22 protein-coding genes are annotated in these 24,581 nt (G+C 66.2%); 6 read left to right on the top strand and 16 right to left on the bottom strand.

What is annotated here, in order from left to right; all coding sequences use genetic code 11:
- Positions 1 to 9: 9 nt before the first annotated feature.
- The 14 genes from tcuB to HTY51_RS17430 form a co-directional block, all read right to left on the bottom strand.
- Positions 10 to 1,197, bottom strand: a complete 1,188-nt coding sequence (gene tcuB / locus HTY51_RS17495; protein ID WP_174253928.1) for a tricarballylate utilization 4Fe-4S protein TcuB — start codon at positions 1,195 to 1,197, stop codon at positions 10 to 12.
- Entirely contained in the window at positions 1,184 to 2,599 is a 1,416-nt protein-coding gene (gene tcuA, locus HTY51_RS17490; RefSeq protein ID WP_174253927.1) for an FAD-dependent tricarballylate dehydrogenase TcuA, read from the bottom strand. The genes tcuB and tcuA overlap by 14 nt, the downstream gene beginning before the upstream one ends.
- A gap of 142 nt (positions 2,600 to 2,741) precedes the next feature.
- Positions 2,742 to 3,497 (bottom strand): SDR family NAD(P)-dependent oxidoreductase, encoded by a 756-nt coding sequence (locus tag HTY51_RS17485; protein ID WP_174253926.1) that lies wholly within the window; start codon positions 3,495 to 3,497, stop codon positions 2,742 to 2,744.
- 119 nt (positions 3,498 to 3,616) lie between these two features.
- Positions 3,617 to 5,080, bottom strand: a complete 1,464-nt coding sequence (locus HTY51_RS17480; protein WP_174253925.1) for an FAD-dependent oxidoreductase — start codon at positions 5,078 to 5,080, stop codon at positions 3,617 to 3,619.
- Between the two features lie 4 nt (positions 5,081 to 5,084).
- Complete coding sequence (locus tag HTY51_RS17475) at positions 5,085 to 6,056, bottom strand: tripartite tricarboxylate transporter substrate binding protein (protein ID WP_174253924.1); 972 nt, start codon at positions 6,054 to 6,056, stop codon at positions 5,085 to 5,087.
- Between the two features lie 286 nt (positions 6,057 to 6,342).
- Positions 6,343 to 7,314, bottom strand: a complete 972-nt coding sequence (locus tag HTY51_RS17470; RefSeq protein ID WP_174253923.1) for a tripartite tricarboxylate transporter substrate binding protein — start codon at positions 7,312 to 7,314, stop codon at positions 6,343 to 6,345.
- Positions 7,311 to 8,207: a sugar ABC transporter substrate-binding protein gene (locus tag HTY51_RS17465; RefSeq protein ID WP_174253922.1), complete on the bottom strand. Its 897-nt coding sequence runs from the start codon at positions 8,205 to 8,207 to the stop codon at positions 7,311 to 7,313. The genes HTY51_RS17470 and HTY51_RS17465 overlap by 4 nt, the downstream gene beginning before the upstream one ends.
- A 4-nt stretch (positions 8,208 to 8,211) precedes the next feature.
- A complete protein-coding gene (locus HTY51_RS17460; RefSeq protein WP_174253921.1) occupies positions 8,212 to 8,934 on the bottom strand; it encodes an SDR family oxidoreductase in 723 nt (240 codons plus the stop codon).
- A gap of 120 nt (positions 8,935 to 9,054) precedes the next feature.
- Positions 9,055 to 10,833, bottom strand: a complete 1,779-nt coding sequence (locus tag HTY51_RS17455) for a thiamine pyrophosphate-binding protein (protein WP_174253920.1) — start codon at positions 10,831 to 10,833, stop codon at positions 9,055 to 9,057.
- Between the two features lie 32 nt (positions 10,834 to 10,865).
- On the bottom strand, positions 10,866 to 12,335 hold the full coding sequence (locus HTY51_RS17450) for an aldehyde dehydrogenase family protein (protein WP_174253919.1): 1,470 nt from the start codon (positions 12,333 to 12,335) through the stop codon (positions 10,866 to 10,868).
- Positions 12,335 to 12,721 (bottom strand): cupin domain-containing protein, encoded by a 387-nt coding sequence (locus HTY51_RS17445; RefSeq protein WP_174253918.1) that lies wholly within the window; start codon positions 12,719 to 12,721, stop codon positions 12,335 to 12,337. Before HTY51_RS17445 ends, HTY51_RS17450 begins: the two co-directional genes overlap by 1 nt.
- Before the next feature lie 52 nt (positions 12,722 to 12,773).
- Positions 12,774 to 15,296 carry an ATP-binding cassette domain-containing protein gene (locus tag HTY51_RS17440; RefSeq protein WP_371733876.1) on the bottom strand — a complete coding sequence of 841 codons (2,523 nt, stop codon included), beginning with the start codon at positions 15,294 to 15,296 and terminating at the stop codon, positions 12,774 to 12,776.
- Between the two features lie 29 nt (positions 15,297 to 15,325).
- A complete protein-coding gene (locus HTY51_RS17435; protein WP_174253916.1) occupies positions 15,326 to 16,201 on the bottom strand; it encodes a branched-chain amino acid ABC transporter permease in 876 nt (291 codons plus the stop codon).
- Positions 16,202 to 16,272: 71 nt separating this feature from the next.
- Positions 16,273 to 17,544, bottom strand: coding sequence for an ABC transporter substrate-binding protein (locus tag HTY51_RS17430; protein WP_174253915.1), 1,272 nt, complete (start codon positions 17,542 to 17,544; stop codon positions 16,273 to 16,275).
- A gap of 147 nt (positions 17,545 to 17,691) precedes the next feature.
- Here HTY51_RS17430 and HTY51_RS17425 point away from each other — a divergent pair, with 147 nt between their 5' ends.
- A complete protein-coding gene (locus HTY51_RS17425) occupies positions 17,692 to 18,627 on the top strand; it encodes a LysR substrate-binding domain-containing protein (protein WP_174253914.1) in 936 nt (311 codons plus the stop codon).
- A gap of 3 nt (positions 18,628 to 18,630) precedes the next feature.
- Here the strand turns inward: HTY51_RS17425 and HTY51_RS17420 are convergent, their stop codons facing one another.
- A complete protein-coding gene (locus HTY51_RS17420) occupies positions 18,631 to 19,560 on the bottom strand; it encodes a LysR substrate-binding domain-containing protein (protein ID WP_174253913.1) in 930 nt (309 codons plus the stop codon).
- A 51-nt stretch (positions 19,561 to 19,611) separates the two neighbouring features.
- Between HTY51_RS17420 and mnmA the strand changes: the two genes are divergently transcribed.
- From mnmA to xdhC, 5 genes are all read left to right on the top strand, one after another.
- A complete protein-coding gene (gene mnmA, locus HTY51_RS17415) occupies positions 19,612 to 20,754 on the top strand; it encodes a tRNA 2-thiouridine(34) synthase MnmA (protein ID WP_174253912.1) in 1,143 nt (380 codons plus the stop codon).
- Between the two features lie 68 nt (positions 20,755 to 20,822).
- Positions 20,823 to 21,608, top strand: a complete 786-nt coding sequence (locus tag HTY51_RS17410) for a DUF5677 domain-containing protein (RefSeq protein ID WP_174253911.1) — start codon at positions 20,823 to 20,825, stop codon at positions 21,606 to 21,608.
- 185 nt (positions 21,609 to 21,793) lie between these two features.
- Positions 21,794 to 22,024, top strand: coding sequence for an addiction module protein (locus HTY51_RS17405; RefSeq protein ID WP_174253910.1), 231 nt, complete (start codon positions 21,794 to 21,796; stop codon positions 22,022 to 22,024).
- Positions 22,021 to 22,323: a type II toxin-antitoxin system RelE/ParE family toxin gene (locus HTY51_RS17400; protein WP_174253909.1), complete on the top strand. Its 303-nt coding sequence runs from the start codon at positions 22,021 to 22,023 to the stop codon at positions 22,321 to 22,323. Before HTY51_RS17405 ends, HTY51_RS17400 begins: the two co-directional genes overlap by 4 nt.
- A 39-nt stretch (positions 22,324 to 22,362) precedes the next feature.
- Complete coding sequence (gene xdhC, locus HTY51_RS17395) at positions 22,363 to 23,172, top strand: xanthine dehydrogenase accessory protein XdhC (RefSeq protein ID WP_174253908.1); 810 nt, start codon at positions 22,363 to 22,365, stop codon at positions 23,170 to 23,172.
- 1 nt (position 23,173) lies between these two features.
- On the opposite strand, the gene HTY51_RS17390 is transcribed toward xdhC, so the two are convergent.
- Positions 23,174 to 24,580 (bottom strand): 8-oxoguanine deaminase, encoded by a 1,407-nt coding sequence (locus HTY51_RS17390; protein WP_174253907.1) that lies wholly within the window; start codon positions 24,578 to 24,580, stop codon positions 23,174 to 23,176.
- Position 24,581 lies beyond the last annotated feature (1 nt).

Raw genomic sequence — 24,581 nt, 5'->3', positions numbered from 1 at the left:
CGCCCCGGCTCAGTCGTCGCTCAACTGCAGCTTGCTCGGCAGGCGCTTCTCGATGGACCACTTCAGCAGAGCCGCGCCGCGGAAGATGCCGTGCGCAAACTTGCCATAGGGCAGGGTCAGGAAAAAGGCCATCACGAAGCCCAGGTGCAGGGCCAGCGTGGCCGGCATGGCGGCCGTGCCGCGCGCCCACCACAAGGCCAGGCCGGTCAGACTGGTGAAAAACAGCAGGGCCATGAAACCCCGGTCCATGGGCTTTTGCGCGGCGTCGCCGTGCTGGGGGTGGCGGCGCAGGTTCAGGCGGAACAGGCCGGCCGTGCCGATCAGCAGCAGCACCCCGCCCACCGCACCCAGCACCTTCGGCAGGCTGGGCAGGTCGTAGGGCGCGACCCAGCCGAAGAGGTAGTGGTAAAGCGTGGCCACGCTGGTGGCGGCAAAACAGAGCATGAAACCGTAGAAGGTGGCATGGTGGAACAGGCGGCGCTGCTTGGTCCAGGCGTCGTCCTCGTTGTGGCAACCCTCGCCGTGGCCGCCGTCCAGGTACTTCAGGCGCAGCGCATCGTGCGTGGCTTCCAGCGCCGCACCGCCCTGCACGGCCGCCATCGCGGGAGCGTCGTAGTCGCGGCCCGGCGTGACGTCGCGCCAGAAACGACGCACGCCCAGGCTCAGGGCCAGCACGGCGTAGAGGAAAACCGGTGCGAACAGACCCACCAGCAGGTTGTGCGGGAAGATGCTGTAGAAATCCGCCTGCGGCGGCACGCGCCACAGCGTTTCCTTGAGCCAGAGCGTGAGCAGCATGAAAAAGGCCAGCGCACCCGCCGTGGCCATGGACAGCGTGAGACCGTTGCGCTGGTAGAGCCGGCCCAGCGAGGGCGGCCAGGCGTAGTCCGTGTAGGTCTGCAGCCGCACCTGGGCCATGGCCTGGGGCACGTTGATCGCGAATTCGTGTGGCGGCGCGTACTGGCAGGCGTGCAGGCAGGCCCCGCAGTTGTGGCAGAGGTTGGCCAGGTAGTGCACGTCGGCCGCGTTGAATTCCAGCCGGCGTGTCATGGCCGGGAACACGGCGCAGAAGCCTTCGCAATAACGGCAGCCGTTGCAGATCTGCAGCTGGCGTGCCACTTCGGCCTCGGGGCTGCCGGGCAGCACCTCGCCGTTGGCCAGGGCCCGCGCTTCGCGGGTCAAAGTCTCAAGCTGCAACACGTTCTTGCTCCGTCTTGGTGTTCAGGGCGGCGCGGGCCGCCTCGGTGCCGGCGATGCGGCCAAAAGCCGTGCCGATGGACATGCCGACGCCGGCGGTGTAACCCTTGCCCAGCACATTGCCGGCCATCATCTCGCCGGCCACATACAGGTTGTCGCTGGGCTGGCCGCCGAAATGCACGGCGGCGCGGTCGTTGACCTTGAGCCCCAGGTAGGTGAAGGTGATGCCCGGGCGCACCGCGTAGCCGTAGTAGGGCGCGGTGTCCAGCGGCCGGGCCCAGTGGGTCTTGGCCGGCGCGATGCCTTCGGTATGGCAGTCGTCCATGACCGTGTGGTCGAAGGTGCCGACGCGGCAGGCCGCGTTGTAGGCGTTCAGGGTCTGCATGAAAGCGGCCTCGTCCAGGCCCAGCTTGCGCGCCAGTTCCGGCAGGCTGTCGGCCTTGACGCCGGGAAACACCGGCGGCATGAAACGGCCCACGGCCTTGCTGTCGATGATGGAGTAGCCGATCTGCCCCGGCTGCTGCGCCACCAGGCGGCCCCAGATGGCGTAGCGCTTGGGCCAGAAGTCCTCGCCCTCGTCGTAGAAACGCCGGGCGTCGCGGTTCACCACCACCCCCAGCGAGACGCAGTCGATGCGGGTGCAGATGCCGCCGTCGTATTCGGGCGCGCGCGCATCGATGGCCACGCAATGCGACTGCGAGGGGTCGCCGATCATGTCGGCGCCATGTTTCATCATGTCCTTGATCAGCACGCCCTGGTTGAAACGCGTGCCGCGGATCAAGAAGTTGTCGGCCGGCCATTCGCCACGCTCGTTCTGGCCCCAGGCTTCGCGCAGCCATTCGCGGTTGGACTCGAAACCGCCGGCGGCCAGCACGCAGGCCCTGGCCTCGATGCGCTCGCCCTTGACGTAAGCCGCCTTGAACTGTCCGTCCACGATCTCGAGCCGGTCCACCGGCGATTCGTAGCGGATCTGTACGCCCAGCTGCTGGGCGCTACGGTAATAGGCGTTGACCAGGGCCTTGCCGCCGCCCATGAAAAAGGCATTGGTGCGCGACAGGCTCAGCGTGCCCGACAGCGAGGGCTGGAAACGCACACCGTGTTTGATCATCCAGGGGCGGCAGGTGGAAGAAGCGCGGATGGTCAGGCGCGCCAGGTGTTCGTTGGTGATGCCGCCGGTGACCTTGAGCAGGTCCTGCCAGAACTCCTCTTCCGGGTAGGCATCCACCAGCACGTCCTGTGGCGCATCGTGCATGCAGCGCAGGTTGCGCGTGTGGATGGAATTGCCGCCGCGCCATTCTTTCGGCGCGGACTCCAGCAGCAGCACGCTGGCGCCCGCCTCGCGGGCCATCAGCGCGGCGCACAGGGCGGCGTTGCCACCTCCGATGACCAAAACATCTAGACTCATATCAGTTGCTCCATAGCGTCGTACGCGACTCGTGACGCGTGAAACAGGCCCCCTCGGGGAATGCCGTGGAACCGGCTTGGCCGGGCCACTGGCGTTGCCCCCTTGAGGGGGAAGGCGGCCTTCGGGCCGCCACAGGGGTGCTTCAAAACTGGTACTTGCGCAGGCCGCCGTCGACCGGGATCACCGCGCCGGTGATGTAAGCGGCACGCGGCGAAGCCAGGAAGGTCACGAGATTGGCCAGCTCTTCCGGCTCGCCATAACGGCCCACGGGGATCTCGTTCTCGCACTGCCACTTCTGGTATTCGGGCGAGTAGTTGCGCATGATCTGCTCGGAGATGATGCGCCCGGGCGGCACGCAGTTCACCGTGATGCCGTGCTGGCCCACCATGCGCGAGAGGCCCTTGGCCCAGCTGTGGATGCCGGCCTTGGCGCAGAAGGCACCGTTGATGTGCTCGGGCTCGCTCTTGCCGGTGATGCAGACGATGCGGCCCCACTTGCGCTCGATCATCTGGTCGATCAGGGCGTCGCCCAGCTGGCGCGGGCGATGGAAGTTCAGCGTGATGGCTTCCTGCCACTGCTCTTCGCTCACGTGCAGGTCCTTGAAGCTGCGCGAACCGCCGGCGTTGTTGACCAGGATGTCCACGTGCCCCAGGCCCTGGATGGCAGCCCGGGCCAGGTTCTGCGCGGCGTCGGCCGCGTACATGTCCTGCTCGATCAGCACCGGGGCGTGGCCGCCGGCAGCCACGATCTCGGCGGCGACTTCCTTGAGCTTGTCCACACGGCGCGCCGTGATGGCCAGGCGCACGCCTTCGGCGGCCAGGGTCTTGGCGATGCCACGGCCGATGCCCGCGCTGGCGCCGGTGACCAGCGCCGTCTTGTCCTTGAGTTGCAAATCCATGATCTGGGGTGTCCACAAAGCTGAGGATTTGAACTGTATACCGGGCGCCCGGCCCGCGCGAGCCCTCTGGCGCAAGGGGGGGTATCACAAGTTGTGATGGCCCGGGCCCCAGGCCCGGGTCAGCGCACGGCCTGGGCCGCCAGGCGGCCAGCACGCCGGCCCGAGACAAAAGCCCAGGCCAGATGGTGGCCATGGCCCTTGAGCAGCAGGCCGCCCTGGCCGGTGGAACCCGCGGCGTACAGGCCCGTCACGGGCCGGCCGTCGGCGCCCAGTACACGGTGCTGGCTGTCCACCATCAGGCCGCCCTCGCTGTGCACAAACACCGAACGCACCGGGCCCAGCGCCACGTAAGGCCCCACGCCCAGAGGGCGCACCGGGGCCGCCGCCACGCTGCTCGCCAGCACCGACGCGTCCATGCCCAGCTGGCTGGCCAGCCCGGCCAGCGTGGGCGCCTCGGCGTAGACGTCGGGCCGGTTCTGGCGGTAGTCCGGGATGTAGGCATAGGCGATGCCCGGCGCCGTGGACACGAAGTGCGGCCAGGCCGAGAACTGTTGGGCCAGCGTCTGGTCGATCACGATGTAGCCGACCTTGCCGGGCTGGTCGGGCAGGCGCCAGGCGGGTTTGTCCAGCTCGCTGCCGAAGCGCTCGCCGCGCTGGTTGACCAGGATGGCCCCCTGCTCGAACAGCGTGGTCGAAGGCGCCAGCGCCGTGGTCAGGAACTTCATCATGAAGGGCCGCAGGATGGCCTGCGGCAGGTGGTCCAGCGACCACTGCATGAAGACCGCCAGCCAGCGCCAGGGCGGCAGGCGCCGCACGAAGGTCTCGGTGGCCGGTGCGATGAAACGGATCTCGGGGCCCAGGGCCAGGTCGCCGTTGACGATGGTCCCGCCCAGGCTCTCGCCCAGACGCTGGCCGTCGCCGGTGGCGGTGAGGTTCACGCCCTCCACCTTGGCCTCCTGCGCTCCCATGAAACGCGCCTTGAACTCGGGGCCGTTGGTGAAGTCACCTGCGGCCAGCACCACACCACCACGTGCCGTGTAGCGCATCAGGCCGGTCTCGCCCTCGGCGTCCACGCCGGTGATGCGGCCGTCCTCCTGCAACAGCGCGGTCACGCGCATGCTGGTGCGGATCTCCACGCCCACGCGGCGTGCGCGCCGGCCCAGGTGGTAGATGAAGGAGCGCGAATTGGGCAGCACGTTGTGCATGCGCGGCTGGCGGTGCGGCGGCTCGGGCATGGGACCCATGAAGCGCACGCCGGAGTCGAGCAGCCACTGGAAGGTGGCGGGCATCTCGTTGCAGAGGATGCGGCGCAGCTCGGGGTTGTCGCGCGCATCGAGCTCGCCGGCAAACCCCGGCATGTCGGCCCAGTGATCGGCCGGGCTGTCGACGATGCCGCGCTTCTTCTGGTGCGGCGTGCCGCTGGACGTCACCGAGCCGATGGACCAGGCGGTGGAGCCGCCCAGGGCCGGGTTCTTCTCCAGCAGCAGCACACTGCGCCCGCTCTCGCGCGCCTCGATGGCGGCGGCCAGGCCGGCGCCGCCACCGCCGACCACCACCACGTCAAACAGCTGCTCCTGCCGCATCAGTTCAATCGAGCTTGATGTTGGCCGCGTTGATCACGGCCGTCCATTTCGCCGTCTCGGCTTCGTTGCGCTTGAGCGCATCGGCCGACGAACCGCCCAGGGCCATGATGCCCAGGCCGTCCCAGCGCTGCACCAGGTCCTTGTCCTTGAGCACGGCGTTGAGTTCGGTGTTGAGTTTGTTGACCACGGCCTCCGGCGTGCCGCTGGCCACCGAGAGCGTGTACCAGGGCACCGAGGCGTAACCGGGCACGCCGGCTTCGGCCACCGTGGGCACATCGGGCAGGCTGGGGCTGCGGCTGGTGCCGGTCACGGCCAGCGCGCGCACCTTGCCGCCCTTGAGCTGCGGATGGGCCGTGCCCAGGCTTTCGAACAGCATGTCGATCTGGCCGCCCAGCAGGTCGGCCATGGCCGGCGCGCCGCCGCGGTAGGGCACGTGCACGTAGTCCACCTTGCTCATGTAGCGGAACAGTTCGGCCGCCATGTGCATGGCCGAACCATTACCCGCCGAGCCGTAGGTCAGCTTGCCAGGCTGGGCCCGGGCCAAAGCCAGCAGCTCCTGCACGGACCTGGCCGGCAGGTCCTGCTTGACGATCAGGATGCTGGGCGCCTCGGCCAGCAGGACAACCGGCTTGAGTTCCTTCAGCGGGTCGTAACGCAGCTTGGGGTACAGCGCCACCGCGCCGTTGTGAGCGATGGTGGCCAGCACCAGGGTGTAGCCGTCGGCCGGGCCCTTGGCCACCTGCTCGGCACCGGTGTGGCCGCCGGCGCCCGGTTTGTTCTCCACCACCACGGGCTGGCCCAGGCGCGGGCCCAGCTTCTCGGCCACGCCGCGGGCCAGCAGGTCGGCCGGACCGCCGGCCGCATAGGGCACGACGATCTTGACCGGTTTGGAGGGGAAAACGTCCTGGGCCTGGGCACAGACGCCGGCGGCCAGCAGGCCCGTCACCAGCAATGTATGGATCAGTTTTTTCAGCATGCTTGTCTCCTTCGTTGGTTAGGGCCTGTTCACACTAATTCCTCAATTGCGAACGGGGTGAAAACAGCGCCAATCTAGGCGCGCGACGACGCCCAGGCTGTCCGCCTGGGTTAGGAGTGCAACAACGAGTGGCGCTGTTTTCACCCCGTTCCCTTCGGGTTGTGGCCAAAAAAGCCATGCGGGGTGTTGCGTGGACTTGCCGGGGACGACCCCGGCGGCGTCCACGCGCCTACCGCATGACTTTTTTGATCCACAACGCATCTTGAAAAATTAGTGTGAACAGGCCCTAGTCGAGTTGAATCCTGGCCGCTTCGATCACGCGGGTCCACTTCTCGGTTTCGCTCTTGAAAAACGCCGCAGCCTCGGCCGGGCTGTTGGGCGTGTAGTTCATGCCCATCTTGTCGTAGCGCGCCACCACTTCGGGGCTGGCCAGCACACGCTGCACGTCCTGGTTGAGCCTGGCCACCAGCGCGGCCGGCATGCTGGCCGGCGCGGCCAGCGTGAACCAGGAGGTGCCGCTGTAGCCGGGCACGCCGGCCTCGGCGATGGTGGGCACCTCGGGCAGGCGCGGGTCGCGCTTCGGCCCGGTCACGGCCAGCACGCGCAGCTTGCCGCTGTGCACGTGCGGCATGCCGGAGGACATGTTGTCGAACATCACGTCGACCTGGCCGCTGATCAGGTCGATCAGGGCCGGGCCGCTGCCCTTGTAGGGCACGTGGTTCATGCGCTGGCCGATCGCCAGCTGGAACAGCTCCGTGACCATATGCACCGAGGAGCCGGCACCGGCCGAGGCGTAGTTGATCTTGCCGGCATTCGCTTTCGCATCGGCCAGGAAATCGGCAAAAGTCTTGTACTTCGAGTTGGCCGGCACCAGCACCACATTGGGCGCCTCGCCGATCACCAGCACCGGCTGCAGTTCGCTGCTGGGCTTGTAGGTCAGCTTGCTGTAGCTAGCGTAGGCGGCGTGGATGCCGATGGTGCCCACCATCAGGGTATAGCCGTCACCGGGCGCCTTGGCCACGAGCTGCGCGCCCAGGTGGCCGCTGGCGCCGGGTTTGTTGTCGACGATCACGTTGTGGCCGTACTGGGTGCTCAGGCGCTCCCCGATGATGCGCGCCAGGATGTCGACCGCACCGCCCGGTGCGAAGGGCGCCACCAGACGGATCGGCTTGGCCGGGTAGTCCTGCGCCATGGCGGCGGCGCCCAGCAGGACCGACGCCAGTGTGGCGCCGAGCAGTTTCAGAAAATGTCGTTTCATGCTTGTCTCCTCAGTTGTTCGAGTGTGATGACGGGGCGCTGTTCGTAAGGCAGGTTCCACAAGGCGCAGTTGCTCTGGTCGACGATCTGCACTGGTAGCTCGATGGCCTTCGGAACCTGCTCACCGCGAAGGTGGCGCGCCGCGCATTCGGCCGCCAGATAGGCCATCTGCATGGCATTGAAGTCGGCCGTGGCCAGCATGCGGCCGGCGGCGATGGCCTCGATGGCCTGGGGAATCGCGTTCACGCCCACCACGGCGGCGGTCTTTTCCGCAGCGTCGAGTGCGTCCAGCACACCGATGGCCATGATGTCGTTGGCGACCAGCACCGCATCGGGTGCGGTGTTCGCACCCAGCCAGGCCGCCGTGCGGTCCCGTGCGGTCTCGCGCACGTAGTCACCCGCGATCTGGCCCGCCAGAACGATGCCCGGCACCTCGCGCGCGGCGTCGCGGAAACCGCGCAGGCGCTCCAGGCTGGTGTAGGACTCCTCGGGGCCGGTCACCACCAGCACCCGGCCCTGGCCTTGCAGATGTCTGAACAGGTAGCGCGCGATGGCCAGGGCCAGTTGCTCATCGTCCGAACTGACGTAACTCACCATGGGCGCGGCCGCTATCGGGTTGACGAAACCGATCATGGGGATGCCGGCCGCCACTACCTGGGCAATCGCCGCATTCACCTTGCTCGCATGCACGGGCGAGAACACGAAGGCATCGGGCCGCGGCTGCAAGGCCAGCGCCTCGGCGATCAGTGCACTCTGCTCCACCGGGTCGTCACCCTTCTTGGGTACGAAGTGCAGCACCTCGTCGCCGAAAACCGCAGCCGCACGTTCCGCGCCCAGGCGCGCCGCGCCGTAGGCCGGATTCGTAAAGTTCTTGGTGAAGACCGCGAGGCGCATCAGGTCACACCATGCCGCCGTTCGGTTGAATGATCTGGCCGTGCACCCACGAGGCCTTGTCCGAAGCCAGGAAGGCCACGACCTCGGCCACCTCCTCCGGCTGGCCCACGCGGTTGAAGGGGCTCATGCCGGCCGAGCGGGCGATGGCCGCCTCGTCCTTGCCGGCGCGGAAGAGGTCGGTGTCCACCGGGCCCGGGGCCACGCCATTGACGCGGATCTTGCGGGCGCTGAGCTCCCTGGACAGGGAGCGCAGCAGGCTTTCCACCGCGGCCTTGCTCGCCGTGTAGGGGCCGCCGCCGGGAATGGCCACGCGCACCATGGAGGTGGTCAGGCCGATGATGTTGCCGCCGTCCACCACGTTCTTCGCCGCAGCACTCAGCACGTTGAAGGCCCCGACGATGTTCACTTCCACCAGCTTGCGGAAGTTCTCCGGATCGAAAGCGGCCAGCGGCCCCATCGGCACGTTGATGCCGGCGTTGGCCACCACGCAGTGCGGCATGCTGCCGAAGTCCCTGGCCACGTCGGCAAACACCTGGGCCACCTGGGCCGGTTCGCGGATGTCGACCTGGTAGCCCTTGGTCGTGGCGCTGCCGATCCTGGCCGGTACATTGGGCGCGCTGCTGACGTAGGTGTAGGCCACGTCGTAGCCGCTCTCGGCCAGTTTCTGCACAGAGGCCGCGCCGATGCCGCGTGTGCCGCCGAAAACGAGGGCGATCTTCTTGCTCATGGAATCTCCAATCAATCAGTTATCAAAATGTCTTGTCGCGGGCCACCGCGGAACCGGCTTTGCCGGGCCGCTGGTGGCGTCCCCCTGGGGGGAAGACGGCCGCAGGCCGGCTCAGGGGGGTCATGCCTTATACGGCTTGCCGTAAATGGGTTCCTTGTAGGGGATGGGGGGCAGCTGCCAGGTGCCCGTCGATGGCGGTCGCACCTCGGCGTCCACGTGCACATCGATCACGCAGGGACGTTTGTTCTTCAGCGCCTGTTGCACCGTGGTGCCCAGGTCCTGCGGGCGGGTGACGGTGTAGCCGTCGGCGCCGCAGGCGCGGGCCCAGGCGGCGAAGTCGGGGTTGTAGCGCGCGCCGGTTTCACCGTGGTAGAAAGCCGTGCCGATCTCGCGGCCGTCGAACAAGCCGTACTGCAGGTCGCGGATGGCGCCCCAGGCGAAGTTGTTCCAGATGATCCAGACCACAGGCAGCTTGTATTCCACCGCCGTGCACAGCACATAGGGCGCCATGGTGAAACCACCGTCACCGACCACGGCCACGCAGGGCCGGTCGGGCGCGGCCAGCGCGGCACCCATGACACCGCAGACACCGAAGCCCATGCTGGAGTAACCCCAGCTGTTGAGCATGCTCTGCGGCCTTTTCGCCTGCCAGAACTGCATGAACCAGTTGTGGTGCACGCCGGAGTCCAGCGCGAGGATCACGTCGTCGGGCAAGACCTTCTGCAACGTGCCCACGACGAACTCGGGGCGCAGCGGGCTGGTGGAGTCGCCGAAGTGCGGGCGCACAAAAGCTTCCCACTGGGCCTGCCAGCCCTGCACCTGGGCCAGCCAGGGCGCATAACGCGTGGCGCTGATCTCCTTGCGAGCCGGGATCGCATTGAGCAGCTGGCGCGCGAAGACCTTCACGTCGGCGATCACGCCGAGGTCCGGCGCGTAGTTGCGGCCCAGCTCCTGCGGGTCGATGTCCACGTGCACCAGTTTCGTCTTGGGGAAGTTCCAGGAATAACCTTCGAACCAGCTGGAGGAGCTGCGGTCGTCGAAGCGTGTGCCCAGCGTGATCACCAGGTCGGCGCGGCGGCCGGCCTCGTTGGCGGGGTAGGCGCCGTTGCGGCCGATGAAACCCAGCGCCAGCGGGTGGTCGCCGCGGATCGCGCCCATGCCATTGGGCGAGGTGATGACCGGGATGCCCAGCTTCTCGGCCAGCTCGGTGATCTCGGGGCCGGCTTCGGACAGCGTCGCGCCGTGGCCGATGAAGAGCACGGGCTCGCGTGCGGCGGCCAGCAGATCCAGCGTGGTGGCCACGTCCAGGTCATTGGCGCCCGGGCGGTGTGTGCGGTGGATATGCGAGGGCGGCGGCAGTTCCACATCCGCCTCTTCCTGGTAGACGTTGTAGGGAATGTCCAGGTTTACCGGGCCGGGACGGCCCGTGACCATGGTGTCCATGGCCTGGCGCAGGGCCAGGGGCAGCATGTCCACCCGCGTGGGCTGGAAAGCGCGCTTGACCACCGGGCGCATCACCTGGGCGAAGTCGGCCTGGTTGTGCTTGTACAGCTCCTGGAAGGGCGCCCGGTTGTGCTGGGAGGTCGGCACGTTGGAGGTGATGCACATGAAGGCGGACGAATCCGACAGCGCCGTGGCGCAGGACATCACCATGTTCGCCGAGCCGGGGCCGGTGGAGGTCAGCGTGGCCACCGGCTTGTGCTTGACGCGGAAGTAGGCGTCGGCCATGTGGCCGGCGCACTGCTCGTGGCGCGGCGAGATGAGCTTGAGCTCGTCCTTCACGTCGTACAGGGCGTCGAGGATGCCGACATTGCCGTGGCCGCAGATGCCGAAGATGTACGGCACTTTTTCCTGGACCAGGTATTGGGCGATCAGTTCGCCACCTTTCATCTTGGCCATGTTCAGTTCTTTCTAATCTCGGGTATCAGGTATCAGACCGTCGTGAATGTCACGATACGCTCTTCGGTCATTTCATGGACCGCGTAATGCGGGCCTTCGCGGCCGAAGCCGCTGTCTTTGGAGCCGCCGTAAGGCATGAGGTCCACGCGCGAGCTCGAGGTCTCGTTGACGTGCACGCCGCCCACCTCCAGTTGCTGCGCCGCGGCCAGCGCATCGCCCAGGCGGTTGGTGAACAGGCCGGTGGCGAGGCCGAAGGGCGTGGCGTTCACACGCGCGATGGCTTGCGCCAGGGTCTTGAAGGGCACGATGCAGACCACGGGACCGAAGATCTCGCTGCAGCCTACCTTCATGGCATCGCTGATGTTGGTCAACAGCGTGGGTGGCACCACGGCGCCCAGTCTTGGGCCGCCGGCCAGCAGCTTGGCACCCGAGGCCACGGCCTCATTGATCCAGCTCTCGATGCGGATGGCGTTGTCTTCGCTGATGACGGGACCGACAAAAGTCTTGCTGTCCTGCGGATCACCGCAGCTCAGCTCCTGCACCATCGTGGCCAGACGCGTCTCCACCTCGGTGAGCAGCGATTCGTGCACCAGCAGCAGCTGCACCGAGGTGCAGACCTGGCCGGCCTTGCGGTAACCGGCATTGACGATCTTGGGCAGGGCCGCGTCGAGTTTGGCGTCGTCACAGACGATGGTGCAGGCGATCGAACCCAGCTCCATCTGCGTGCGGCGCAGGCCGGCAGCCTGCTGGATCTTGCGGCCCACCTCGGTGCTACCGGTGAAGGCAAAGAAGCGCACGCGCTCGTCGGCCTGCAAGGCCTGCACCACCTCGGCGCTGCCGTGCAGCACGCTGAGGAAACCCTTAGGGATCCCGGCGTCCAGCAGCACCTCGGCCAGCAGGCAGGCCGTGATGGGCGTGAAGGACGAAGGCTTGAGGATGACGGCATTGCCGGCGGCAAAAGCCGGCGCCACCTTGTGTGTCACCGTGTTGAGCGGCGAGTTGAAAGGTGTGATGGCGGCCACCACGCCCAGGGGCACACGCAGGGTAAAGCCGATGCGGCCGGCTGCACCAGGCGCACCGGCCAGCGGGATCACGTCACCGGCCAGGCGGCGCGCCTCTTCGGCCGAGAGCCGCAGCGTCTGCAGGCAGCGGCGCACCTCGCCCATCGCGTCGCTCTGGGTGAAACCGGCTTCCAGCTGCATGGCGCGCACGAACTCCTCGCTGCGCGCCTCCAGCAGCTGGGCGGCACGGTCCAGCACCACACCGCGCTCGTAGGCCACGGGCGCGCCCTGACGGAAGGCGGCATGCGCCACCTCCACGGCCAGTCTTACCTGCGCCGCATCGGCGGTGGTGAGGGTGGCACAGGGCTGCAGCGTGTACTTGTCGCGCACGGCGACGCGCGGGCCCGTGCCGGCGACCCACTGGCCGTTGACCAGCAGGCCGTAGACAGCCGGAGCGGCGGACGTGGCCGTGTCGATCACGGCAGATACCTTGCGGTCCATCAGCGCATCTCCTCTTCGTCGTCGGCCGGCGTGGTGATCACCAGGAACACCAGGCCATCGGTGCCGGTGTTGGTGAAGCTGTGGCGGATGCCGGGCGGCACGTAGACGTAGTCGTGCGGACGCATCAGGTGTTTGGCATCGTCCAGCGTGAGAATGCCCTCGCCTTCGAGCACGTAATAGACCTGCTCCTGCACCTTGTGCACGTGCTCCTGCACATAGGCCATGGGCGCGTAGCGCGAGATGCGGAAGTCCACGCGCGAACTGCCGGTGGTCGTGGGGCCTGCCAGTTCCTTGGAGAGGGCGCCGCCGAAATGGCCCGGGTATTCCTTCCAGGGCATGTTGGCCATCTTCTCCACGAGGAGCCGGAGGTCTTGTTTGGGTTTCATGGTGTATCCAGTCAAGGCGAGGGTGGGGTGTCCGTGGTCTGCCGTGTGTGTCTCACAGCCACAGAATCTTTTTACGGTAGTCGAGGTCGTTCAGCAAGGGTGCGGCCGGGCCTTCATGAAAGACGGCACCGCGCTCCAGCGCATAGGCGCGGTCGGCCAGGGCCAGCACCAGGTCCAGGTTGTGTTCGACGATGACGATGGAGACATGCTGGCGCAGCTGGTCGAACACGGTGAACAGCTCCTGCACCACGGTGGGCGCCAGCCCTTCGAAGGGCTCGTCCAGCAGCAGCAGCTTGACATTGCCCGAGAGGGCGCGCGCCACCGCCACCATCTGCTGCTCGCCGCCCGAGAGGTAGTCGGCCGCCACGTCCAAACGTTCCTTCAGGCGCGGAAAGTAGGCCAGGATCTGCGCCTCGTCCCAGACCACGCCGGTGCTGCCATCGGTGGGGCGGGCCAGCCGGCCCAGCGACAGGTTCTCGCGCACGGTCATGCCGGCAAACAGGCCGCGGCCCTGCGGCACGTAGCCTAGCCCCAAGCGCGCAATATCGGGCGCGCTCAGGCCGGCGATCTCGCGGCCGTTGAAAGCCACACGGCCGCTGGCCGGCGGCAGCAGGCCCACCAGGCTTTTCAACAGCGTGGACTTGCCCGCGCCATTGCGGCCCAGCAGGGCCACGATCTCGCCCTCGCGCACCTGCAGGCTGGCATCGTTGAGGATGTGGCTCTTGCCGTAGTAGGCGTTGACCTTGTCGAAGTCCAGCACCAGGGGGCGGTCCCCCGTGGCCACGCCGGTGCGGCCCGTGACCGGTGGCGTGCCGGTGCCGGTGTAGATCTCCTGCACGCGCCGGTCGCAACGCACCTCCTCGGGCGTGCCGCTCATCAGCACCTCGCCCTGGTTCATCACCGTCACGCGGTGCGAGAAGGACAGCACCCGGTCGATGTCGTGCTCGACGATCAACACCGGGATGTTGCTGGCGATGGTCTTGACCAGATTGGAGACACGCTCGCGCTCGGCCGCGGCCAGGCCGGCCAGCGGTTCGTCCAGCAGCAGCACCTGGGGCTTGGAGCCCAGGGCAATGCCCAGATCGACCAGGCGCTGGCCACCGTAGGACAGGTCGCCGCCGCCCACCTGCTCCATGCCCTGCAGGCCCAGGAACTTCATGAGTTCGGCGGTCTCGGTGTGGACCTCAGGGTAGCTGTCGATGTCGCGCCAGACGTTGAAGCGGGCTGCGTGCCGCGCCTGCAGCGAGAGGCGCAGGTTCTCGTAGATGCTCAGGCCCTTGAACAGGTTGGTGATCTGGAAGGAACGCGCCAGGCCCTGCTGGCAGATGCGGTCCGGCGCCAGGAACTGGATCTCATGCCCATGCAGGCGCACCGTGCCGGTGTCGGCCATGAACATGCCCGAGATCAGGTTGAAGGTCGTCGTCTTGCCCGCGCCATTGGGGCCGATCAGGGCGTGGATCTGCCCGGCCTCCACCGTGAGGCTGTTCTCGCGCACGGCCTGGATGCCGCCGAAACGTTTGCTGATGCCCTGTGCCTCCAGCACGGCGCCTTCCACGCGCTTGGGGCGCAGGAACTCGGGCAGGGGCAGGCCTTCGAAGATCTGGCGCTTGCTCATGGCGGCGCCGTCCTCGGGTGCGGGACGCCAGCGCCGTTGCAGCTGGGCCCAGATGCCGGTCAGGCCCGCGGGCGAGAAGATGATGAAGGCGACGAAGATCAGGCCGAAGTACAGCAGCCAGTTGTCGGTGTAGATCGAGAACAGCTCGCGGAACAGCAGGAAAAACAGCGCGCCCAGGGCCGGGCCCAGGAAGCTGCGCATGCCGCCGATCACCACCATGGCCAGCAGCTCACCCGAGAAGGCCACCGTGGTGGACTCGGCCGCCGCCAGGCGGTGCAGGAAGACCATCAGCGCGCCGGCCAGGCCGGTCACCGTGGCCGAGATCACGAAGGCCAGCAGCTTGTAGCGATCGACGTTGTAGCCCTGGAAGGTGGCGCGCTGCTCGTTCTCGCGGATGGCTACCAGCACATGGCCGAAAGGCGAGCGGGTCACGCGCAGCAGGGCGTAGAGCACAGCAAAACCGGTCAGGGCCACCAGCACGTAATAGACCAGGTGGCTGTCCAGGTTGAGCACGGCCCAACCCCCGCGCTCGATGCCGCCCAGGCCGCCCTCGCCGCCGGTCAGGCAGGTCCAGCGGAAGGCGATGGCAAAGGTCAGCGCGGTCAGCGCCAGCGTCAGCAGCGAGAAATAGACCCCGCGCCGGCGCAGGATGAGAAAACCCACCAGCAGCGACAGGCTGGCCGTGAACAGGATGGAGAAGGCAAAGGGCAGCACGATCTGGTCCTTGAACCAGTGCAGCTGGGCCAGCGCGGCGGCATACCCGCCGATGCCGAACCAGGCGCTGTGGCCGAAAGACACCAGGCCGGTGGTGCCCACCAGCAGGTTCAGGCCCATGGCCGCCATGGCCAGGATCACCACCACGGTGGCAGCGTCCAGCGTCAGGCCGATGGCCTGGAACACGAGGGGCAGCAGCACCAGAGCGGCCAAGGCTACCCAAAGCGGCCGGTATTTGGAATTCAGCAAGTCAGTCATTCTTCTTGTTCTCACTCTCACTCGAAGCGCTCGATGCGCTCACCCAGCAGGCCGCGCGGACGGAACATCAGCACCAGGAACATCAGCACGTACATGGAGGCTTCACCCGCCGCCGGCTGGAAATGGATGGTCACGCCGCGCACCACACCCACCAGCAACGCTGCCAGCACCACGCCCCAGAAACTGCCCAGGCCGCCGATCACCACCACCACGAAAGCCACCGTCATGATCTCGGTGCCCATGGCCGGGTGCACGATGGTGATGGGGCCGAACAACACGCCGCCCAGCGCCGCCGTGGCCACGCCCAGCATGACGATGGCCGTCATATAGGGCTGCAGCCTGATGCCCAGCACGGCCACCATGTCGGGTTTCTGCACGCCGGCGCGCACCACGCGACCAAAGGACGTCTTGTGCAACAGCAGCCAGATGCCGGCCATCACGACGGTCACCACGCCCAGGATGAAAAGCCGGTAGCGCGAGAACATCATGTCGCCCATGATGAGCTGGCCCTTGAACTCGGGCGGCATGGTGGAGGCCAGCGGGGCCGAGCCCCAGGCCATGCGCAGCGCCTGCTCGGCCACCATGGCCAGGCCGAAGGTCACCAGCAGGCTGAGGATGGGGTCGGCCGTGTAGAAACGGCGCAGCAGGTAACGTTCGAACAGGATGCCCAGCAGGCCCACCAGCACCGGCGTGATGAAGATGCTGCCGGTGAAGCCGGCGTGTTTGATGACTTCCAGCGAGAGGTAGGCGCCCAGCGCGTAGAAGGCGCCGTGCGCCAGGTTGACGATGCCGCCCACGCTGAAGATCAGCGACAGGCCCAGGGCCAGCAGCAGGTAATAACCGCCGAGCACCAGGCCGTTGACGACCTGCTCGAGCAAAAAGACGATTTCCATGGGTATCCGGGAGAGTGAAAAAAGCGCCGGCACCCAGGGTGCGGTGCCGGCTCGCTCAGCTCAAGCCTCGCTTACATCTTGCAGGCGCTCTCCGCTTTCGGGGGGGCCAGCGAATCCAGCGGCTGGTTGGCTGCCGGCACGGCTTCGCCGAAGAGCAGGAAGTCCTGCTTGTTCTTCGCCTGGCCCTTGGGCTTGACGGTGAAGGGATAGGCTTCCTGCATCAGCTGGTGGTCCCAGCTGCGGAAGTAGGCCTTGCGCGCCTTCAGGATGTCGAACTGCGCCTCCGACTCGAAGTAGGCGATCAGCTTCTCGGTGTCGGTGGACTTGGTGGCCGTCATGGCCTGGGCCATCATCTTGAGCGAGACGTACTCGATCCAGGCATGGTTCTCGGGGATACGACCGTATTTCTTGGTGAAGTTGGCCACGAAGGCCTGCGAACCCGGGGTCTTGAGCTCGTGGTGCCAGACGGTGGGCCAGATGCCGCCCAGGTTGCCTTCCCCCGCGGCCCAGGCGTCGGCCGTGTTCAGGTTGAAACCGGCCACCTTGTAGGGCAGGCCGAACTCGGCGTACTGCTTGACGAAGTTGGTCACCTGGTTGCCGGCCAGGTTGGTGGCCACCAGGTCGGGGCGGGCCTGGCGGATCTTGAGCAGGTAGGGGCTGAAGTCGGTCACGTCGGTGGCCACCAGCTCGTCGCCGATCACCGTGCCGCCGTTGGCCGCGAAGAAACGCTTGGCCTGGCGCGAGAGGTCGTGGCCGAACAGGTAGTCGGCCGTCAGGGCGAAGATCTTCTTGCCCTTGACCAGGCCCTCGCGCACCAGCGCCTCGCCGGCGGCGTTGACCATCACCGTCACCGGGATGTCGACGTGAAAGGTGTAGCGGTTGCAGTCCTTGCCGCGCAGCGCGTCGGAACGCGCGCCGATGCTCATGAACAGGATCTTGTTGCGCGCGGCCACCTGCGAGATGGTCAGCGCCGAGCCGGAGTTGATCTCGCCCATCAGCACGGTGACCTTGTCGCGCTCGACCATGCGCTGTGCCTTGGTGGCTGCCGTCTGCGGGTTGACCGAGTCCTCGCTCATGACATCGAGCTGTCGGCCCAGCACGCCGCCGGCGGCGTTGATCTCTTCCGCAGCCATCTTGATGCCCTGCGCGGCGTACTCACCCAGGGCACCCAGGAAACCGGTCATGGGCGTGAGGTGGCCGATCTTGATCGGGCCCGACTGCGCGCCCGCCAGCCCGGGAAAGCCCAGGGCGGCGCTGCCGGCCACCAGGGCGCCGGCCTGCAGCAGGGTGCGGCGCTGGCTGGATAGCGCCTGGGTTTCAAGCTTGTTCTGTTTGGCTTCCATGATCTTGTCTCCTGTTGGTTTGGGTATGGACTGGAATGCAGGGCCGATGATAGGAAGCGCGCCTCACCCTGGAAAATACTGTTTTCCGAGATGGGGTATAGCTATTTCTTATAGGGGGCCATCCTGAAAAACTTATAGGATGCGCCGATGGACCTGCGACAACTCCGGTATTTCGTACAGATCGTGGAAAGCGGCAGCCTGGCCAAGGCCTCGCGCCAGCTGTTCATAGCCCAGCCCGCGCTGAGCCAGCACATTGCCAAGCTCGAGGCCGAGGTGGGCAAGCCCCTGCTGATCCGCACCGCCAAGGGTGTGACCCCCACCGAGAACGGCACCGCCCTGCACCACCACGCGCGTTTCATGCTGCGCCAGCTGGACCAAGCCCTGTCCATCGCGCGCCAGGAACCCGGCACCGTGCACGGCATGGTCTCGGTGGGCCTGGCGGCCACCACGGTCTGCGCCGTGGGTGTGCCCTTCATGCGCCGCATACGCGAGAAGTTCCCCGGTATCGTGCTCAATGTGGTGGAAGGCATGAGCGGCCACCTCGCGCAGATGATGCGCATGGGCCAGCTGGACCTGGCCATCCTCTTCAGCCGCGACGCCGTGCCCGACCTGCCGGCCGAGCCGCTGGTGGAAGAAGAGCTGTTCGTGATGCTGCCCGAAGACAGCGACCTGGTGCCGCCCCGGCGCGTCAAGCTCAGCTGCACCGACACGGCCGACCTGCCCCTGATCCTGCCCACCGGCATCCACGGCCTGCGCCGGCGCATCGCCGCCGAGTTCGAGCAGCGCAACCTGGCCCTGCACGTGGTGGCCGAGATCGACTCGCTCTCGCTGCTCATGACCTGCGTGCGCGACGGCATGGGCGCCACCATCAAGCCCATGTCGGCCGCCCTGCTGGAAGGCCGCATGCGCGAGGGCTGGCGCACCCTGGCGTTTTCGGACGCCGAGATGAAACGCCCCAACTTCCTCTACTCGGTGGACCGGGAGCGCCTGACCCCGGCCGCCGCCGCCGTGCGCAGCGAGCTGCGCGAGACCGTCAAGCAGCTGGTCAACAGCGGAACCTGGAAAGGCGTGAACCTGCTCTGAGGTTCAATCAATCAGCGTGGCGCCGACCCACCGCCCTGAACGCACCAGTTCACGCGCGCAGTCGGCCAGCACCACGCGCGTGGCCAGGGCGGCCGGCGAAAGTTCGTCGTCCGACAGGCTGCACAGCATGTTGCGACGGCGGGCCAGGGTGTCGGCCAGTTCCGACAGGGCAAAACGCGTTGCCACATCGCTGTAGCGGCTCACCGCCGACCAGGGCTGCAGCGAACCGCCCAGGCCGGCTTCGACCGCGGCCATCAGCATGGTCAGGGAATCGATCTCGGCCACCACCGTAGGCTGGATCCGCGCGCGGCTGAACACCGCGTCCAGCGCGCTGCGCAGGCCGTGGCCCCCCGTGGGCATGATCAGCGGCTCGCCCTTGAGGGTCGCGGCGCGCACCTTCGCCGGCGGCTCGCCCCGCACAGTGCTGCGCGCGCGGATGTAATACAGCCGCTCTTCCAGCAGCGGCATCACGCTCCAGCGCCGCCCCGGGTCGGTGTTGAAGAGCACCGCCAGGTCCAGCTGGCGTGCATTGAGCATGGTCGTGACATGGCCCGACATGCTTTCCACCAGGTGCAGGCGCACATCGGGGTAACGCTCGCGCATGGCGCGCAGCAAGGGCAGGCCCAGCACGGCCGCCGTGGTGGGCGCCAGGCCGACGCTGACCGAGCCCGACAGCCGCGCCTGCTGCGCCGCGCGCGCCGCCTGCTCGGCGTGGCGCAGCGTCAGCTGGGCCTCGCGGAAAAAGGCCAGCCCCGCCTCGGTGGGCAGCACACCCTTGCTGGTGCGCTGCAGGAGCCGGGTGGAGAGTTCGCCTTCGAGCCGGCTGACCTGCTGGCTCAGCGCCGACTGCACCATGCCCAGCTCCTGCGCGGCGCGGCTCATGCTGCCGAGCTCCACCACGCGCACGAAATAGCGGATCTGCCTGAGTTCCATAAAAACCTGCCGAGTCTCGTTTTTTGCGGGGACTGGGATAATCGCACACCTATGAGCAAAGCAGGCAAACAGCGGGTGGTGGTGGGCTTGAGCGGGGGCGTGGACTCTGCGGTCAGCGCGCACCTGCTCAAGCAGCAGGGTTACGAGGTCATCGGCATCTTCATGAAGAACTGGGAAGATGACGACAACAGCGAATACTGCTCGTCCAACATCGACTTCGTGGACGCCGCCGCCGTGGCCGACGTGATCGGCATCGAGATCGAACACGTCAACTTTGCCGCCGAGTACAAGGACCGCGTCTTCGCCGAGTTCCTGCGCGAATACCAGGCCGGCCGCACGCCCAACCCCGACATCCTGTGCAACGCCGAGATCAAGTTCAAGGCCTTCCTGGACCACGCCATGCGCCTGGGCGCCGAGAAGATCGCAACCGGTCACTACGCAAGGGTGCGCCTGAACGACAAGACCGGCAAACACGAACTGCTCAAGGGCCTGGACCCGGGCAAGGACCAGAGCTATTTCCTGCACCGCCTCAACCAGGCCCAGCTGAGCAAGACACTGTTCCCGGTGGGCGAGCTGCACAAGACCGAGGTGCGCCGCATCGCCACCGAGATCGGCCTGCCCAATGCCAAGAAGAAGGACAGCACCGGCATCTGCTTCATCGGCGAGCGCCCTTTCCGCGAGTTCCTCAACCGCTACATCCAGAAGGAACCAGGCCCCATCAAGGACGGCACGCCCGCCCCCGGCGACAAGGCCTACGGCCGTGTGATCGGCAAGCATGAGGGCCTGAGCTTCTACACCCTGGGCCAGCGGCAAGGCCTGGGCATCGGCGGCATCAAGGCCAAGGGGGCGCAAAAGGGCGGTGGTGAACACGCGCCCTGGTTCGTCGCGCGCAAGGACATGGAAAAGAACACGCTGTGGGTGGTGCAGGGGCACGATCACCCCTTGCTGCAAAGCCACCTGCTCCACGCCCAGGACGCGAGCTGGGTGGCGGGTGAGCCGCCCAAGCCGGGGGCCCTGGCGGCCAAGACGCGCTATCGGCAGGCGGATGCGGCTTGCACACTGGACGGTATCCAGGACGCACGCTTTCGCCTTGCTTTTCCCGAAGCTCAGTGGGCGGTCACGCCTGGGCAGTCGGCTGTGTTGTATGACGGCGAAGTCTGTCTCGGTGGTGGGGTGATTGACGCGCCTAGCTAAAGCACGGGCACTTGCCAGGCCGGCTCATCGATTCTGGCTTTCATAAGATGGAGAAATGGGAGTAGTCAATGAGCCAAGTTGATGAGAACGGATTTCTCTTTGGGCGGATTGAAGTTTGGACGGAACAACATCGCAATGCCAACCAGCCCTTACTAGCGCTAGCTCACTCTCTTAACCGCGAGTGTCACAAGTTTCTCGACGGTCGAAGCGTGAGTACATCAGACCCCAAACAACTCACCTCTACCGTCCTCTTCGCCCGTCTCATGGAGCTGTACCAAGCCGTACTGCTTGTCAATGACCGCGGGTCTCGGGCAGCGGTCCGTATCTTATTTCGTGCGTTTCTTGAAGCGTTTTTTCATTTCGCCGCAATCAGCAAAGACTCAACATACTTGAATGAGTATTTGGATCAATTTCAACTTGAGCGGAAATCGTTAATTAATCGCATCCGAAACACCGGCGACCCCGCACTCGAAAATCTTCGCAAACCGATCAGTGAAACTCTAATTTCCGAGCTAGAAAATATTGATACTAGAAAAGTCAACATTGAGGAAGTTGCACGTCGGGGAGGCTGTCATAACATCTATGTCACTGCATATGCACTTCTAAGTCGGTCGGTACACAGTAGCGCAGCAGATCTCGAAGCGCATCTGGCCCTTGACGAAAAGAAGGAGTCCATTGTGGGGTTCCGCTACGGCCCGACAAACGAGGAAACCACTAGAACTATTGGTCTCGCCGGAGTGACATTGACTGAAGCCTTACGCGAAATCTCAAATGACTTTTCTGAAGATCGAGTAGCGCTGTGCGAGACGTTCATTGATTCATTCAAAGCCTTGCTTGAGGCGCCAGCAGGATGATTGTTTCAGGGTCGCAATTTAGAACATTACCGACATTGCCAAGCTAACCAGAACGGGCGCAAGGGTCAGGTCTTGTCTTTTGCCATGCAGGACCTACTTCACGTTAAATCCGTGCGCGGCCCTCACCCTGACTAACCACGTGCCGATGCGTAGAATCGATAGTCAGCAACCACGGAGCCGCCACCATGTCTACTCTGCTGACCACCCTGGAGCAACAAGCGCGTACCCTCGCGCCTGATGAGCGTGCCCGGCTGGCCGAGGTGCTGCTCGAATCGCTGCACGACACCCCTCTCCCCGAGATCGAGGCCGAGTGGCAGCGCGAGATCGAGAAACGCGTAGCGGCCTACGACCGGGGCGAAACACAGGTCTACGTCGCTCAAGAAGTGTTTGCCGCTGCCAGACGTCTGGGCAAGTGAAGCAGGCGCTTTTCCTTGCGGCGGCCCGTGAGGAGTTTTTGGTGGAGGTGGCGTATTACAACGAGGCCCAGGAGGGGCTGGGGCTACGCTTCACGGTAGCCGTCGAAACAGCCGCTGCACGTGCTCTGACCTTTCCACTCTCTGGCACCCCTGCTGCTGCCGGCACCCGGCGCATGCTGGTTCGAGGCTTCCCCTACTCATTGTTCTATCGGCCGCAAGAGGATGGCATTGTCATCTTTGCTGTCGCACATCACGCACGCCGACCCGACTACTGGGCAGGCCGCACAGCGGGCAGCTGAGCGCCTGCATGCACCGCCTCCCTGATCCTTCCATTTCCCATGCGACACGCGCTCACTGAACTGCAAGAGGCTCTGGCCCAGGAACCCGCCGTTCTGGTCCGCGTGGCGCAAACCCAGGGCTCAGCACCACGCGAAACCGGCGCCTGGATAGCTGTATCACCCACACACGTCACCGGCTCCATCGGCGGCGGCCATCTGGAGTTCGACGCCATCGCGCAAGCCCGGACCATGCTCGCGGGTGCGACCGTACCCACCGAACTGCAACGTGTGGCACTCGGACCCAGCATGGGCCAATGCTGCGGCGGTGTGGTGTTTCTGCGTTACGCGTTGCTGGGCCCGCAGGATGCGGCTGGCCTGGCGCAGCGCCTGCAGGCACCCGCCGCACCCGTGGCCCTCTTCGGCGGCGGCCACGTGGGCCAGGCGATCGCGCGCCAACTCGCCCACCTGCCCTTTGCCCTGCACTGGATCGACAGCCGCGACGAGATCTTTCCGGCAGACACGCCGGCGCACATCCGCTGCGAACATTCGGACCCGGTGCAAGCCGCGGTGGCCGACATCGCCCCAGGTTCCTCTGTGCTCATCATGAGTTTCAGCCATGCGGAAGACCTGGAGATCCTGGCCCAGTGCCTGTTGCGCGCACGCAGACAGAACGACCTGCCCTACATCGGCCTGATCGGCAGCAAGAGCAAATGGGCGACTTTTCGCCACCGGCTGGAGGCACGGGGTTTCAACGAAGGAGATTTCGCGCGCGTGACCTGCCCCATCGGCGTGCCGGGCATCGCGGGCAAACAGCCCGAGGTGATTGCGGTGGCGGTGGCGGCGCAGCTGCTGCAGCGCCTGCCCGGCTGATTCAGCGCGTGCCGGCCTGCTGCGCGAGCTGCCAGGCCAGGGCGTTCTGGCGTTCGATCAGCGCGCCCGTGTCCACCGTGGTGAGTTCACCCTTGCGCACCACCATGCGGCCGTTGACCACCGTGTAGTCGGCGTTGTCGCTGGAACAGAGCATGAGCGCGCCCACGGGGTCGTGCACGGCGGCGCCGGCCATGCTCAGGGTGTCGGTGCGGTAGAGCGCCAGGTCCGCGCACTTGCCCGGGGCGATCTGGCCGATGTCGCTGCGGCCCAGCACACGCGCGCCGCCACGCGTGGCCAGCCAGAGCGCGTCGCGCGGGGTCATCTCGGCCGGGCCGGTGTCGCAACCGAAGGGCTCCAGGGCCTTGCCCACCCGCGCCAGCAGCATGGCCTGGCGGGCTTCATTCAACAGGTGGCCGGCATCGTTGCTGGCACTGCCGTCCACCCCCAGGCCCACGGGCACACCGAGGTTCAGCAGCTTGCGCAGGGGCAGGATGCCGCTGGCCAGGCGCATATTGCTGCAGGGGCAGTGGGCAATGCCGGTGCCGGTCTTCGCAAACAGGTAGCTGCCATGCTCGTCGAGCTTGACGCAGTGGGCATGCCACACGTCTTCACCCACCCAGCCCAGGTCTTCCACGTATTCGGCCGGCGTGCAGTTGAAGTGTTCGCGCGTGTAGGCGATGTCGTGGTCGTTTTCGGCCAGGTGGGTGTGCAGGCGCACGCCGTAGGCGCGAGCCAGCTTGGCGGATTCGCGCATCAGGTCCTGGCTCACGGTGAAGGGCGAGCAGGGGGCCACGGCCACCTGCAGCATGGCGCCGGGTTTGGTGTCGTGCCAGGTCTCGATGAGGCGGCGCGTTTCCTGGAGGATGAAGTCTTCTTTCTCCACCACGCGGTCGGGCGGCAGGCCGCCCTGGCTCTCGCCCACGCTCATGCTGCCGCGCGTGGCCGTAAAACGCATGCCTATGGTCTGCGCGGCCTCGATGCTGTCGTCCAGGCGCACGCCATTGGGGTAGATGTAGAGGTGGTCGCTGCTGGTGGTGCAGCCGGACAGCAGCAGCTCGCCCATGGCCACCTGGTTGGAGACCTTGACCATCTCGGGCGTGAGCCCGGCCCAGATGGGGTACAGCCCTTTGAGCCAGGAGAAGAGCTCGGCGTTCTGCACGCCGGGAATGGCGCGTGTGAGGCACTGCACCATGTGGTGGTGGGTGTTGACCAGGCCGGGGATGACCACATGTTTGCGCGCGTCGATCACCTCGTCGGCCTGGTCCTGCAGCGCGCGCGTGTCGCTGCCTGCGGGCAGGACCTGCTCGATGAAACCGTCGCGGATGAAGATCGAGGCGTCTTTCAGCTCCGTGCGTGCGTCGTCCTGGGTGGCGATGCAGCGGGCGTCCTTGATGAGCAGAGTAGTCATG

The organism is Rhodoferax sp. BAB1 (assembly GCF_013334205.1).
Lineage (GTDB): Bacteria > Pseudomonadota > Gammaproteobacteria > Burkholderiales > Burkholderiaceae_C > Hylemonella.
This window is presented reverse-complemented; position numbering and strand designations above follow the sequence as displayed.

What these genes read in the sequence shown, in the direction of transcription:
- tcuA (WP_174253927.1), bottom strand. Translation starts at nt 2,599, where the DNA reads ATGAGTCTAGATGTTTTGGTCATCGGAGGTGGCAACGCCGCCCTGTGC.
- HTY51_RS17485 (WP_174253926.1), bottom strand. Translation starts at nt 3,497, where the DNA reads ATGGATTTGCAACTCAAGGACAAGACGGCGCTGGTCACCGGCGCCAGC.
- HTY51_RS17480 (WP_174253925.1), bottom strand. Translation starts at nt 5,080, where the DNA reads ATGCGGCAGGAGCAGCTGTTTGACGTGGTGGTGGTCGGCGGTGGCGGC.
- HTY51_RS17475 (WP_174253924.1), bottom strand. Translation starts at nt 6,056, where the DNA reads ATGCTGAAAAAACTGATCCATACATTGCTGGTGACGGGCCTGCTGGCC.
- HTY51_RS17470 (WP_174253923.1), bottom strand. Translation starts at nt 7,314, where the DNA reads ATGAAACGACATTTTCTGAAACTGCTCGGCGCCACACTGGCGTCGGTC.
- HTY51_RS17465 (WP_174253922.1), bottom strand. Translation starts at nt 8,207, where the DNA reads ATGCGCCTCGCGGTCTTCACCAAGAACTTTACGAATCCGGCCTACGGC.
- HTY51_RS17460 (WP_174253921.1), bottom strand. Translation starts at nt 8,934, where the DNA reads ATGAGCAAGAAGATCGCCCTCGTTTTCGGCGGCACACGCGGCATCGGC.
- HTY51_RS17455 (WP_174253920.1), bottom strand. Translation starts at nt 10,833, where the DNA reads ATGGCCAAGATGAAAGGTGGCGAACTGATCGCCCAATACCTGGTCCAG.
- HTY51_RS17450 (WP_174253919.1), bottom strand. Translation starts at nt 12,335, where the DNA reads ATGGACCGCAAGGTATCTGCCGTGATCGACACGGCCACGTCCGCCGCT.
- HTY51_RS17445 (WP_174253918.1), bottom strand. Translation starts at nt 12,721, where the DNA reads ATGAAACCCAAACAAGACCTCCGGCTCCTCGTGGAGAAGATGGCCAAC.
- HTY51_RS17435 (WP_174253916.1), bottom strand. Translation starts at nt 16,201, where the DNA reads ATGGAAATCGTCTTTTTGCTCGAGCAGGTCGTCAACGGCCTGGTGCTC.
- HTY51_RS17430 (WP_174253915.1), bottom strand. Translation starts at nt 17,544, where the DNA reads ATGGAAGCCAAACAGAACAAGCTTGAAACCCAGGCGCTATCCAGCCAG.
- HTY51_RS17425 (WP_174253914.1), top strand. Translation starts at nt 17,692, where the DNA reads ATGGACCTGCGACAACTCCGGTATTTCGTACAGATCGTGGAAAGCGGC.
- HTY51_RS17420 (WP_174253913.1), bottom strand. Translation starts at nt 19,560, where the DNA reads ATGGAACTCAGGCAGATCCGCTATTTCGTGCGCGTGGTGGAGCTCGGC.
- mnmA (WP_174253912.1), top strand. Translation starts at nt 19,612, where the DNA reads ATGAGCAAAGCAGGCAAACAGCGGGTGGTGGTGGGCTTGAGCGGGGGC.
- HTY51_RS17410 (WP_174253911.1), top strand. Translation starts at nt 20,823, where the DNA reads ATGAGCCAAGTTGATGAGAACGGATTTCTCTTTGGGCGGATTGAAGTT.
- HTY51_RS17405 (WP_174253910.1), top strand. Translation starts at nt 21,794, where the DNA reads ATGTCTACTCTGCTGACCACCCTGGAGCAACAAGCGCGTACCCTCGCG.
- xdhC (WP_174253908.1), top strand. Translation starts at nt 22,363, where the DNA reads ATGCGACACGCGCTCACTGAACTGCAAGAGGCTCTGGCCCAGGAACCC.
- HTY51_RS17390 (WP_174253907.1), bottom strand. Translation starts at nt 24,580, where the DNA reads ATGACTACTCTGCTCATCAAGGACGCCCGCTGCATCGCCACCCAGGAC.